The organism is Synechocystis sp. PCC 7509, from assembly GCF_000332075.2.
In the GTDB taxonomy this organism is placed as follows: Bacteria; Cyanobacteriota; Cyanobacteriia; order Cyanobacteriales; family Chroococcidiopsidaceae; genus Aliterella.
Genome location: NZ_ALVU02000001.1, coordinates 1,439,586 through 1,452,977 on the forward strand (window position 1 = coordinate 1,439,586; position 13,392 = coordinate 1,452,977).

The 13,392-nt window shown below is 43.7% G+C and carries 12 protein-coding genes; 8 read left to right on the forward strand and 4 right to left on the reverse strand.

Annotation, left to right across the window (positions count from 1 at the left end):
- Positions 1–9: 9 nt before the first annotated feature.
- Positions 10–2,274 carry a transglycosylase domain-containing protein gene (locus SYN7509_RS0207335; RefSeq protein WP_009634323.1) on the reverse strand — a complete coding sequence of 755 codons (2,265 nt, stop codon included), beginning with the start codon at positions 2,272–2,274 and terminating at the stop codon, positions 10–12.
- Positions 2,275–2,510: 236 nt separating this feature from the next.
- Here SYN7509_RS0207335 and SYN7509_RS27525 point away from each other — a divergent pair, with 236 nt between their 5' ends.
- On the forward strand, positions 2,511–3,089 hold the full coding sequence (locus tag SYN7509_RS27525; RefSeq protein ID WP_009634322.1) for a hypothetical protein: 579 nt from the start codon (positions 2,511–2,513) through the stop codon (positions 3,087–3,089).
- A gap of 117 nt (positions 3,090–3,206) precedes the next feature.
- Here the strand turns inward: SYN7509_RS27525 and lspA are convergent, their stop codons facing one another.
- The 3 genes from lspA to bioB form a co-directional block, all read right to left on the reverse strand.
- Positions 3,207–3,683, reverse strand: a complete 477-nt coding sequence (gene lspA / locus SYN7509_RS0207345; protein WP_009634321.1) for a signal peptidase II — start codon at positions 3,681–3,683, stop codon at positions 3,207–3,209.
- A 73-nt stretch (positions 3,684–3,756) separates the two neighbouring features.
- Complete coding sequence (locus SYN7509_RS0207350) at positions 3,757–4,338, reverse strand: biotin transporter BioY (protein WP_028954168.1); 582 nt, start codon at positions 4,336–4,338, stop codon at positions 3,757–3,759.
- A 37-nt stretch (positions 4,339–4,375) separates the two neighbouring features.
- Complete coding sequence (gene bioB, locus SYN7509_RS0207355) at positions 4,376–5,443, reverse strand: biotin synthase BioB (protein ID WP_202807290.1); 1,068 nt, start codon at positions 5,441–5,443, stop codon at positions 4,376–4,378.
- 269 nt (positions 5,444–5,712) lie between these two features.
- Between bioB and pstS the strand changes: the two genes are divergently transcribed.
- From pstS to SYN7509_RS0207390, 7 genes are all read left to right on the forward strand, one after another.
- Positions 5,713–6,807, forward strand: coding sequence for a phosphate ABC transporter substrate-binding protein PstS (gene pstS / locus SYN7509_RS0207360; RefSeq protein ID WP_009634318.1), 1,095 nt, complete (start codon positions 5,713–5,715; stop codon positions 6,805–6,807).
- A 50-nt stretch (positions 6,808–6,857) separates the two neighbouring features.
- Complete coding sequence (gene pstC, locus SYN7509_RS0207365) at positions 6,858–7,808, forward strand: phosphate ABC transporter permease subunit PstC (RefSeq protein ID WP_009634317.1); 951 nt, start codon at positions 6,858–6,860, stop codon at positions 7,806–7,808.
- Positions 7,809–7,849: 41 nt separating this feature from the next.
- Entirely contained in the window at positions 7,850–8,734 is an 885-nt protein-coding gene (gene pstA / locus SYN7509_RS0207370) for a phosphate ABC transporter permease PstA (RefSeq protein ID WP_009634316.1), read from the forward strand.
- A gap of 81 nt (positions 8,735–8,815) precedes the next feature.
- Positions 8,816–9,622 (forward strand): phosphate ABC transporter ATP-binding protein PstB, encoded by an 807-nt coding sequence (pstB, locus tag SYN7509_RS0207375; protein WP_009634315.1) that lies wholly within the window; start codon positions 8,816–8,818, stop codon positions 9,620–9,622.
- A gap of 118 nt (positions 9,623–9,740) precedes the next feature.
- Positions 9,741–11,375: a DUF3352 domain-containing protein gene (locus tag SYN7509_RS0207380; RefSeq protein WP_009634314.1), complete on the forward strand. Its 1,635-nt coding sequence runs from the start codon at positions 9,741–9,743 to the stop codon at positions 11,373–11,375.
- A gap of 127 nt (positions 11,376–11,502) precedes the next feature.
- A complete protein-coding gene (gene ccsB, locus SYN7509_RS0207385; RefSeq protein ID WP_009634313.1) occupies positions 11,503–12,498 on the forward strand; it encodes a c-type cytochrome biogenesis protein CcsB in 996 nt (331 codons plus the stop codon).
- A 64-nt stretch (positions 12,499–12,562) separates the two neighbouring features.
- On the forward strand, positions 12,563–13,297 hold the full coding sequence (locus tag SYN7509_RS0207390; protein ID WP_009634312.1) for a 2-phosphosulfolactate phosphatase family protein: 735 nt from the start codon (positions 12,563–12,565) through the stop codon (positions 13,295–13,297).
- Positions 13,298–13,392 lie beyond the last annotated feature (95 nt).

Below are 13,392 nucleotides of genomic sequence, written 5' to 3' on the forward strand. Positions count from 1 at the left end.
TATCGCTACTTAAGGAACAACTTTTCGCATATAACTACTCCACAAACGAGCCGCTTGAGCGCTACTACCGTAGGTGGGCGAATTATTATCGTTTCCTAGCCAAACTCCCGTCACCAGTTGCTGGCTGGGAATAAAGCCAATAAACCACAAATCCACGTTGTTGTTAGTTGTACCTGTTTTACCTGCTTCCCCGTAGCCAATAGCGGCGCTTCTACCCGTACCGCGCTCTACTACCCCCCGCAGCATCGCTGTCATTGTATCGGCGACTTGGGGCGACAATACTTGCACGTTAGCATTAGGGCTTTGGTCAAAAGCATAAATCACTCGGCAAGTTTTTAAGTCTTCTCGATTTGGGCAATCGCTGCTGTCAAGAATCCGACTAATTAAATGAGGGCGATTCCACTTGCCATTATTAGAAATTGTGCCAAAAGCGCCAGTCATTTCTAATACATTTACTTCACTTTGACCCAAAACTAACCCCGGTACGGGATTAAGGGATGATGTGATCCCAAGTCTCGTTGCCATTTGCACGACTTTATCTAGCCCCACATCTTGAGCTACTCGCAGGGCGATCGCATTTTCTGATAGTGCCAGACCCGTTGCCATAGATACACTACCGCTAGAGCGTTCGCAACCGCGATATCCTTGCCCTCTCCAACTAAGGGGCGCACAAGAATAAGCTTTGCCCGAAGAAATGCCTTGCTCAATTGCCGAAGTGTAAGTAAATAGCTTAAAAGTTGAACCAGGTTGGCGCTTTGCTTGAATAGCTCGATTGAATTGACTTGTACGATAACTTGTGCCACCTACTAGCGCTCTTACTCCCCCGGTGCTGGCATCAAGAGTAACTACCGCGCCTTGAGAAAAGCCATAGCTACCCCCGGAATTACTTACAGTATCGCGTAGAGCAGATTCGGCTTGAGACTGCATTTTGGGATCTAACTGCGTCTCGATAATAAAATTACCTTCATTGGCTAAGTCTTTGCCTAGTAAGCTCTGCAATTCTTGAAATACCGACGCATAAAAATAAGGAGCAATAGTGTTTGCCTGCTGTTCGCAGACTTTACGGCTAATTTCAATCGGCGATCGCCTAGCTCTATTTGCTTCTTCTTGATTGACAGAGCCTTGTTCTAACATCCTAGCTATGACGCGATTTCGGTAGTCAATTGCCTTTAAACCATCACTATTGCCACACAAATCGAAAGCGTTGGGCGCAGGTAAAATGCCCACTAAAGTTGCTGATTGTGCCAAAGTTAAATCTTTAGCCGCGCGATCGAAGTAATAACGCGAAGCATCCTCAAAACCATAAGTATCTGAACCTACATAAATTCGATTTAAGTAGGTTAATAATAAAAAATCTTTGCTATAAAACGTCTCTAACTTTAACGCTACCACCGCCTCTTTGAGCTTGCGTCCCAAAGAATCCTCCGCCCCAACATAGTCTCGAAACAAGCTGCGGGCAACTTGCTGAGTTACGGTACTAGCTCCTTGCTGAAATCCTTTGCCCTGCACGTTGATAGCTACAGCCCGTAAAATGCCCACCGGATCGACTCCTACGTGCCAATAAAAGCGGCTATCTTCTGAGGCCACGATCGCATCGGGTAAGTAAGGTGAAAAGTCTGATAAGCGCTTCATATCTATGTGGGCTGTAGTTCGAGGCGGACGCAAAGGCGTTTCGCCATCACGAGCATAAATAACCACTGGCCCTTGCTTTGGTGTCGGCAAAGGTGTAACCGAAAATTTTGTCCACTCAAAACCAATTGCTAATGCTAACAGCGCTGTTACCCCACTGACCGCATAAGCTGCCCACTCCGCAGCTTTGACATACTTTGGTGGTGGGTCTATGTATTGTACTTTTACACAGGCGGCAAGTTCTGGAGGGCCAAGGGTAAATACATCGCCATGACGCAGTTTTAAAGTTTGCAGCCGTCGTTTGCCCTGATAGATGCCATTTGTGGAATTTTCGTCTTTAATTACAAAAGGCGAAGTCCGATTTTGGGTATCTCGCGACAATGATAAATGTACTTGACTTACTACCGGATTGCGGACAACAATATCGCAAGATTTGGAACTGCGACCGAGTAAGTAGCGATCGCCCAGTAATGGATAAACTTCCGCTTTATCTGCTCCCGCCTCCTGAATCCATAGTTCCGGGACTCTAGCTTTGGGATTAAGGGCTAGAGATTGAAAATTTACCTTGGCTTGAATTGTCTGTACTGCTTGGGTTACTTGCCCCACAAACGTTTTTGGTTTTACAGGAGGCTGTGGAGAACTCATAGTTGGCGATCGTAAGTGATTATTTTTACAACTTAAAAATTAAGTATATAAAATTTCAAAATTTTCTCTAAATCTATTTTACTTGTTAAACTGTGCAACCTGTTTGCTGTCTAAATTTCACCAATTTAGCTATTTTTAAAGCATATTAAGTCAAATTAGACATCTACATCCAGGTGGATTTTTGCAAGTCTATCCTTTGTTCTAATATTCGGAAAGCTTAATTGAGGTTAATTGGTGTGAAGGCAAAATATTTAACCATCATTTGCACAACATTTGCATTGGCAGTAACTGGTAGCGTTGCTTTAGCCCAAACCGGTACTGAGACTAAAACTCCAGAAATCTATCTTTCCCCAGAAGGTTTTAAGATTCTGTGCGAGCGTTTTCCGCTTAATTCCCGTTGTCCTGGTGGAACAACAAGTTCGACCCCAACTCCATCAACGGAAACACCTAGCACTCCCGAAACCGAACCATCTCCAAATCCTGTAGCGCCCGATCCAGCTACTCCAGAAAATACTACCCCTGGAACAACGGAAACTCCACCACCTACAGATACAACCTCCCCCGGCGTTCCTGGTGGTGCTGGCGATACTATAACTAATCCATCAATGCCACCAGCCGACTCTGGTATTCCACCTACGGATACAACCTCTCCAGGTGTACCTGGCGGTGCTGGCGATACAATCGAGAATCCATCAACGCTACCACCCGATGGTACTCCCCCCAGCGATACAGCCCCTGGCGTTCCTGGTGCTGGTAATGGCACAGTTCCTGAAGGTAGCCCACCACCTACTACATCTCCATCTCCATCTCCCTAATTATCTAAAAACTACAGTAACAATTTTTTGTTCTTTAGTTTTTCTAGAGTTTTGCAACCTAGATAGAGCCAATCTGTCTAGGTTGTATAGCTTTTTTAAAGCTCGATAATTAACAAATTAAAGATGTGAATTGCGCTCGGATTTTTGTTTTTTAAAGCTATCAATTAGCCAACAAATAATTCCCAAATTTATAGAGACATCCGCTAAATTAAATACAGCAAATCTAATTAAGCGAAAATCAATAAAATCTACAACACTGCCAAAAACAAATCTATCGATGCCGTTACCCATTGCTCCACCTAAAAGCAATCCATAGCTTACTTGTTCGAGCTTTTTTAGCTTGCCACCAAATAAAGCAAAAGCCATTAAACCTAAACTGACAAGCAAAGACAGCCAGCCCAGTAATTCAGCTTTGCCTGTCAAAAGGCTAAAAGCTGCTCCGGTGTTTCTGACATAGGTAAAATGAAATACTCCAGGTATTAAGGGGTGCGTTTCTAATAGATCAAAGTTTTGGACTATCCAATACTTAGTAGCTTGATCTAAGCAAAAACTAATAGTAGCAGCAATCCAAAAAATACTATTTTTAAAACGCATAATAATTGATAAAAACTGAAGAAAAAGTTTTGGACTAAAAACTGCAATAAGTAAAACCAAGCTAAGTTGTTGGCTAATAAAACATTAAGTGTCTTAACCCATAAGCTAAAACCGTAACAGCACAGACAATTACTAGCTGCCCTGGCAACGGGGATAAGGAATACTGGATAGCTAACTGCAATAAAGATAATTGAGAATTTATCCAGTTAAAAGCGTGAATAACAATTAAATAGCTTAATCCAGTAATATGAATTGCCGCTAAACCAAAAACGCAACTAAAGGCAAGAGATTCTATTTTTGGCTGAGTTTTGAACGCTAACAAACCACACGCCCAAGCCCCAGGAATAAACCCCAATACATAACCAAAGTAGGGCTGTTTTAAATAATCAACTCCACCGCCTTGAGCAAATACTGGTAGCCAAGTTAAACCCAGGAGTAAATAAGCAATTTGGGAAATCGCCCCAGCGTTTTTACCCCCTACACAACCTGTTAATAAAACTGCGCCAATTTGATAGGTGATACCCAAAGAAAAAGTTTGCACGCCGCTACTATCCCAGCTTAGAGGTGAACTGGTAATATAGGCATTTAAAAAAGTACCGCCAATAGTTAGAAGTAAGCCGATAAAAGCCCACATTATTTGATTGGGAGCAGTCACGGTTTTGAGGATACAAAGGGGATAATAAATAATTGGCTCATGGACACCATTCGCCAGGAATTGGGGCTTCACCACCAATCAGCCCAAGGTTTTCAAGCATTGCTTGGTCTTGTTCTGGGGGCTGTCCCATAGTAGTGAGGTAGTGACCGACGAGCATAGCATTAATTCCAGCTTTTAAACCCATTTCTTGAAGTTCGCCCATTACCGCCTCGCGGCCGCCAGCGTAACGTAAAATTTGTTCTGGTAGAATGAGACGAAAAATTGCGATCGCTTTTAAGGCTTCGTAGGGATCTAGTCTAGGTTGATTATTTAATGGCGTTCCGTCTCTAGGATTAAGCAAGTTGAGCGGTACAGATTCTACGGCTAATTCTCGCAAAGCTAAAGCTAAATCAATCCTGTCTTCCCAACTTTCTCCTAGTCCCATAATCCCGCCAGTGCAAGCTTGAATTCCTGCGGCTTTGAGGTTTTTGATCGTAGCGACGCGATCGCGCCAACTATGAGTTGTGACAATATTGGGAAAAAAGCTTTCTGATGCTTCCAAATTGTGGTTGTAGCGCGTTACTCCAGCTTCTTTTAGCGCTTGGGCTTGTTCGGGGGTGACTTCTCCTAACGCGCAGCAAGGCTTGATATTGGTTTCGACGATAATTTGTTTTACAGTAGCTAAAATCTGCTCAAATTCTGTGGATTTGGGACTGCTGTACTTAGGCCCGCGCCCTTGACTTACTAAGCAAAAACGTTTTGCTCCCGCCGCTTCGGCGGCTTTAGCTTGAGTGACAATTTCTTCGCTAGACTTTAACCCATATATTGGGGAGTCATTGCTTTGATGGTGCGCTGACTGAGAACAAAAACCGCAGTTTTCTGAGCAATTACCGGATTTAACGTTGATAATGCTGCATAAATCTACCGTATTACCGCAGCAAGCTTGACGAACGCGATCGGCGGCGGCACATAACAGTAAGATATTTTCTTCACCTTCGATTTGGGTCAAAAAAACTGCTGTAGGGCGATCAATTAATTCTCCCGCAACTATTCGCTCTGCTAGATGATCGAGCCACTCTTTGAGTAGCTCTTTATTGCTAGGCAAATCAGTATTTAATTTATTCAAGGCGGTTGATAAGGGTGCTTGAACCACTTTTTGCCCCTAGATTGGATGACTTAATTGTTGGCATTTTACCACTGCAACGCTCCCTTTAATTCGGTTTGTACAATTGACATCTCAGAGGACTTAGGACATAGATTGTTATAGATAGACTAATTTTATTTAACTTATCTTTTCACCACAGCTTTTATTATTGTTAACCTTTTCTTTACCTTACCTTTACTACAAAACGCTAAGGTCGAGACGAATACCAGTAGAAGTACGCAGAGCTTTTTATGTTTTCCCGTGTTAACTCAACTCGCAGAGCTTTTTTGTTGTCGTTAGTAGCCCTGTCCTTTGGCATTGCATCCTGTCAACCGCAAACAACAAATCCTCCTAGCGCCGATCCTAATTCCTCTGCTAGTCCCGCCGCAGATACAAGTGCGGGTGCAACATTAAACGGTGCTGGAGCATCTTTTCCCGCTCCTTTATATCAGCGTTGGTTTTCTGAATACAACAAAGCTAATCCTAATACCAAAGTTAGTTATCAATCTGTAGGTAGTGGGGCGGGGGTAAAACAGTTTACCGCCGGAACTATAGACTTTGGAGCTAGCGATACTGGCATGACAAAGGAAGAAATTGCTAAGGTGTCTCGTGGAGTGCTATTAATCCCAGCTACCGCCGGAAGTGTTGTCCTTGCTTACAATCTACCTGGTGTAGAAGGTATAAGGCTATCAAGGGATGTTTATCCAGATATTCTTTTAGGCAAAATCACCAATTGGAACGATCCTAGAATTGCTAAGATTAATCCTGACTTGAAATTTCCCGACCAGCCAATTACAGTTATTTATCGTTCTGATGGTAGCGGTACTACTGCTGTGTTAACCAAGCACCTCAGCACTATTAGCCCAGCTTGGAAAAGTGGACCAGGAGAAGGGAAGTCCGTTAGCTGGCCGGCGGGAACAGGTGCTAAAGGCAACGAAGGCGTAACAGCACAAATTCAACAAACTCAAGGTGCAATTGGTTACACTGAGTACGGTTATGCTACGCAAAATAAAATTCCCTTTGCCATACTGGAAAACAAAGCAGGTGAGTATGTAGCCGCTACACCAGAATCCGCCTCCACAGCCCTTGCTTCAGTAACGCTACCGGAAGACTTTTTAGGTTTTGCACCCGATCCAGAAGGAGCAACGTCTTATCCGATAGTGTCCTATTCTTGGATTATGGCTTACAAAACCTACGACGATCCAGCTAAAGCGCAGGCGATAGAAAATGTCCTGAAATGGGGATTGACGGAAGGACAAAAATTTAGCGGCGAACTAGGATATGTGCCTTTACCAGCAAGTGTAGTTAGCAAAGTACAGCCAGCCGTTGATGCAATTAGCAATTAATTAGTTCACCTTAGATATCGCCTTTGTAAATCTCTTTACAAAAATCAATCATGAGTTCAACAGTCCCTCAAGCCCAAACAACAATCAAACCACGCCCTAGTTGGGAAAAAAATCTGGACACAGGCTTTGTGTGGCTAACCCGCTTACTAGCAATGGCGATCGCCGCAGTTTTGCTGTGGATTGCCTTAGAAGTCGCGATCGAAGCATTCCCGGCAATTCAAAGGTATGGGTTAGGATTTCTTACTTCCACCGCTTGGAATCCGGTAAAAGAGGAGTATGGTGCATTACCCCAAATTTACGGTACTTTAGTTACGGCATTTATTGCCCTACTTTTGGCTGTACCAATTGGTGTAGGAACCGCCCTAATAGTCAGTGAGAATTTTCTGCCCTCCTCAGTACAAACGGTAATAGTATTTCTGATTGAACTATTAGCCGCAATTCCCAGCGTCGTCTATGGCTTGTGGGGCATTTTTGTGTTAATTCCCATACTCACAAGTGTGGGCAAAGTATTGCATTCATCCCTAGGTTGGCTGCCAATATTTAGTACACCGCCTTCGGGCCCCGGCATATTTCCGGCGGGTATAGTTTTGACAATTATGATTTTGCCAATTATTACGGCAATTTCTCGCGACGCTTTAGTTTCGTTGCCGCCAGACTTGCGACAAGCGGCTTACGGATTAGGGGCGACGCGCTGGGAGACAATTTTTCGAGTTTTACTACCCGCCGCGACTTCTGGGATTGTGGGGGCGACAATGCTAGGGTTAGGAAGGGCAATGGGTGAAACGATGGCAGTAACGATGATTATCGGCAACTCCAACCGTATTAGCCCTTCGATCTTGACTACAGGAAATACTATTGCTTCATTGCTGGCAAACCAATTTGCGGAAGCTGATGGGATTCAAATCTCAGCTTTGATGTATGCAGCGCTAGTTTTGTTTGGGCTAACTTTGGTTGTGAATGTTTTGGCGGAGTTAGTCGTGCGTAGAGTGGGGAGAATTTAAGTGAGATTTACGGACATGAAGTTAAAAACTCCTAAAAAAGTATGACCTACCAAGACACCGATAGCTCTAAAAGTATAAACCGGAGCTTAAATCGTTCTCCTAACTCTAAACGAGTAGTTTTTGGCACGGTAATGACGGTTTTGGCGTTTGCCTGCGCGATCGCGGCGTTAATTCCTTTGGTTGCTGTTCTTAGTTACGTGATTATCAAAGGTTTTAGCCGCCTTAATCTCAGCGTGTTTACAGAACTTCCGCCACCGCCCTTAGTAGAAGGTGGCGGCTTTGGTAGCGCGATTGTTGGTACGCTAATGATGGTCGGGATTGCTGCTTTAATTAGTATTCCTGTGGGGGTACTAGCAGCGATTTATCTGACGGAGTTTAGCAAAGGTAAAGTCGCCGATACTATCCGGTTTGCTACCAACGTCCTTAGCGGCGTTCCGTCGATTATTGCCGGAGTTTTTGCCTACGGGGTGGTAGTGTTGACTATGGGAACATTTAGCGCGATCGCTGGTGGGATTGCTTTAGCAATTTTGATGCTGCCAATTATTGTTCGCACTACCGACGAATCGCTGCAATTAGTCTCAAGAGAATTGCGCCAAGCGGCGGTAGGGATTGGGGCAACTAAGTTTCAAACCGTCATGCAAGTTGTTTTGCCTGTAGCGATTCCAGCGATTGTTACGGGAACTACTTTAGCGATCGCCAGAGCCGCCGGAGAAACAGCGCCGTTGTTGTTTACAGCCTTGTTTACGCAGTTTTGGCCCACAAATTTAACCTCGCCCACTCCATCACTAGCGGTGTTAGTTTTCAACTTTGCGATCGTGCCGTTTGATAACCAACAAGAACTCGCTTGGGCGGCTTCTTTAGTTTTGGTACTTTTAGTTTTGGTTACTAGCATTATCTCTCGCATGGCTACTCGCAAGCGTGCTTAACCAGTTAATGATTAGTTAACCAAATTTTATGTAAACTCAATTTTTTTTGTTAATTCTCCTAGTAACACTCTCCTATTCTATATGCCTACTGAAACCCCAACTATCAATCAAACGCAGACTATTCTACGAACCGAAAATGTCAATGTTTACTATGGCAATTTCTTAGCTCTCAAAAATATTTCCTTGGATATTCCCAAAAACCGGATTACCTCTTTTATTGGCCCTTCCGGTTGTGGAAAAAGTACATTGCTGCGGTGCTACAACCGTCTCAATGACCTAATTGATAGTTTCCGCGCTGAGGGGAAAATTTTTTACTACGATCAAAACCTTTATGCGTCTTCCATAGATCCTGTAGAAGTGCGGCGACAAATAGGTATGGTATTTCAAAAACCTAACCCTTTCCCCAAATCAATTTACGACAATATTACCTTTGGCGCTAAGATTAATGGCTATCGCGGCGACATGGACGAATTGGTAGAACAATCTCTAAGACAAGCAGCTTTATGGGATGAAGTCAAAGACAAACTCAACCAAAGCGGCTTATCTCTTTCTGGGGGACAACAACAGCGTTTGTGTATTGCGCGGGCGGTGGCAGTCCAGCCTGATATTATTTTAATGGATGAACCCTGTTCGGCGCTCGATCCAATTTCAACTATCAAAATTGAAGAATTGCTACAAGACCTCAAGAAAAAATACACGATTGTGATTGTTACTCACAATATGCAGCAAGCCTCGCGGGTGTCGGATAAAACGGCATTTTTCAACGTCGAGCCTACAGACAAAGGTGGGAGAATGGGTTACTTAGTGGAATATGACAATACTGAAGTTATTTTCCAAAATCCGCAAGAAGAATCAACCCAACAGTATGTAAGCGGACGCTTTGGCTAAATTCTAGGAAAGGCGATCGCATTTTTCCCAAACTTGCCGGTATATTTTTGGTTAGCATCTAGCAGTTAGTTAAAGTGACAATAGCATTGCCTAGCTTGTCAATAACTCCTTTTACTCAATGACTAAAAAAAACAAATTACTGCTGCCGATATTAGCAACCAGTTTGCTAGTTGGGGGTGGTTTAGCCGTCTACTGGCTTGTAATTGCGCCTCAACAATTAGCTCAACTGCCTCTGGGAGCAAATATTATCCCGCAAGATGCGTTACTTACGGTTTCGGTGTCTACAGAGCCGAGTAAGTGGCAGCAATTGCGAGAATTTGGTACGCCTCAAACCCAAGCTATCTTAGATAATTACTTAGTGGAATTGCGCGATCGCTTTCTTACAGATAATGGTTACAACTATCAACAAGATATCCAGCCTTGGGTAGGTAAAGAAGTTACTTTAGCGGTAGTATCCCCGCAAAAATCCCCAGAATCTCAAGCAATGGTGATAGTATTACCGATTGCTAAACCTGATGTGGCGGCGCGGTTGCTGTCAAAAGCTCAAGTTAAAACGAAAGACATTACTTATAAAGGTATTCAAATAAGATCAACTACCAACTACTGGGCAACGGTACTAGATAATCGTTTTTTGGTAATTAGCGATAATCTTAAAGCGACCGAAAGAGCAATTGATACTTTCAAAGGAGAAAATTCTTTACTGAAAATGCCCAGTTTTAGGGAAAAATTTGGAGAGATTGCCCAAGAAAATCCTTTTGCCCAAGTTTACGTAAATGTTCCCGCCGCCGCTCGGCTAGCAAATAGCAATCCCCAAAAACTATCGCCGCAACTAGCTGGGCTTCAGCAAAGTCTTGGGTTGGCAACAACAATTAACTTAGAGCTAGAAGGGGTTGAGCTTAAAAGTGTATCGTGGTTGAAGCCAGATAGCGATCGCGTTCATGTAGTGCAAAATAATGCCGGGAAAATGCAGAATCTTTTACCCGCCGAAACTTTGATGATGGTATCGGGGGGAAACTTACAGCAATTATGGGTTGATTATTTGCGATCAGTAAAAACTAACCCTTTGACACCAATTCCCCCGGAAAACTTACGAGCGGGAGTAAAAAGTACAACGGGATTAGATTTAGATGAAGACTTGCTCAGTTGGATGGATGGAGAATTTTCTTTAGCGGTAATTCCAGCGCCAACAAAAGCTGAGGCTGCACCGAATGATTTTGCATTGTCTTTAGCGTTTATGGTGCAAGCAAAAGATACAGATAAAGCTAAAAAAGCATTTCAGGAAATAGACAAAGTAATTAGCAGTCAGTACCAGTTTAAGATTCAAGAAACGCAAGTAGCAGGAAAACCCGTCGTTAACTGGATTGCTCCCTATGGGACGTTAACTGCAACTCACGGTTGGTTAGAGGGAAATGTTGCTTTTTTCACCCTTGGCGCACCGTTAGCTGAGAAAATTATTCCCCGACCTGCGGTCAATTTAGCGAGTACCGAGCAATTCCAAAAAGCCGTACCATCGGAACTTAGCCCGAATAATGGGCAGTTTTTCTTGAACATCAATCCAACGTTTAAAAACTTGCCGCTACCGCAAATTATTCCTAACCAACAAATCGTCCTAGAGGCAGTACGTTCGGTAGGAATTACTACCGCCGTAAAAGATCGCCATAGTATTCGTTATGACATTTTTATGGCACTTAATAAAGCTGGAAACCCTCAACCTTTACCTAGTCCTAGTTTGTCTCCCTCACCGCGACCTTAAAATGTCAGAACTTTAACGATAGAAAACAAATTCTTTAAACTTAGGTAAGTATTCAACTAACTGTTGCAGTTAGGATCGAGATTAGTATCAATAAACTTTGAGCTTAAAGTAACGCGGAGAACACTATATGAATCTGGTTTCACTGCAAAACTGGCTAGATAATGCTGCGTTTGCGGTATTATTTGTCACTATGTTAATTTACTGGGTTGGGGCAGCTTTTCCCCAATTACGTTATTTACCCGCTTTGGGAACGGCAGGAATGGCGATCGCCAACTTATGTATGGCAACTTTATTAGGGGCAAGATGGATAGAAGCTGGCTACTTCCCTTTAAGCAATTTGTACGAATCGCTGTTTTTTCTAGCTTGGGGAATTACTACTATCCACTTTTTGGCAGAAAACAATAGCCGCAGCCGTTTAGTTGGAGTTGCAACCGCACCTGTAGCGATGGCAATTGTGGCATTTGCGACTTTAACTTTGCCCTCTCAAATGCAAAATTCTGAGCCTTTAGTTCCTGCTCTTAAGTCAAATTGGCTAATGATGCACGTCAGCGTCATGATGTTGAGCTATTCAGCTTTGATGGTGGGATCGTTACTGGCGATCGCATTTTTAATTGTGACTCGTGGGGCAAATATCGAATTGCGGGGTAGTTCTGTAGGTACGGGGGGCTATCGTTTGCATCGCTCTACAGATTTAGCAACTTCAAAAGTGGCTAATTTCTCTCAGTACAACAGTAATGGTAATACGGCGGTGCTTAACTTACCTACAACTGAAGCCATAACTGAAACTCTTTCACCCCAACGCCTTAATCTGGCGGAAACTTTGGATAATATCAGCTACCGGATTATTGGGCTAGGATTTCCCTTGCTTACCATCGGGATTATCGCCGGGGGAGTTTGGGCAAATGAAGCTTGGGGATCTTACTGGAGTTGGGACCCTAAAGAAACTTGGGCTTTAATCACTTGGCTAGTATTTGCCGCTTATCTCCACTCTCGCATTACTCGCGGTTGGCAAGGGCGCAGTCCAGCTATTTTAGCTTCGGCTGGGTTTGTAGTGGTATGGGTTTGTTATCTGGGAGTCAATCTTTTAGGTAAAGGCTTGCATTCCTACGGCTGGTTCTTTTAGTTAATAAAAGACCAAGTTTTAGCAATAAAATGTAACTCGATATTAATTGCAGGTCAGTTAGAGCGTGAAGCTATTTATTTACCATACTCCCGAACTTACTCCCACTGATACTGTCCCCGATTGTGCGATCGCAGTGGATGTACTTCGAGCTACAACGACGATGGCGACGGTTTTGGCGGCTGGTGGTGAGGCGATCCAGGTGTTTAGCAATTTGGATACTTTGATAGAGGTTAGCGCTTCCTGGGACGCGGATAAACGTCTGCGAGCCGGAGAGCGGGGCGGTGCGAAGGTGGAAGGGTTCGATTTGGGAAATTCTCCTTTAGACTGCACTGAAAAGCTGGTAAAAGGACGCAGATTGTTTATTAGTACAACTAATGGAACTCGCGCTTTACAACGGGTACAAAGCGCCCCAGCCGTCTTAGCTGCGGCTTTTGTTAATCGAGCCGCCGCCGTAAATTATCTTTTGGCTAAACAGCCTGAAACTGTCTGGATTGTTGGTTCTGGTTGGGAAGGTACTTATTCCTTGGAAGATACGGCTTGCGCTGGGGCGATTTGTCATAGTATTTTACAACAAGCAAATATACCTCTAGCTGAACTTGCGGGTAATGATGAAGTGATAGGTGCGATCGCTCTTTACGAACAATGGCAAAGTCGTTTAGTTGAGCTATTACACCAAGCAAGTCACGGTAAACGGCTATTACGCCTCAATTGTGACGATGATATAAAATACTGCGCTCAGGTAGATATTTTAGATGTTTTGCCTATTCAACAAGAGCTAGGGGTGTTGAAATTGGTGTAACTGTTTTTTCATGTTACTTAAGAAAAACCAAGAATTGGGGGGTCTGCCCCCCAAACCCCCCATTGGGGGACGAGTTGCCTCCCCCAAACCCCCTG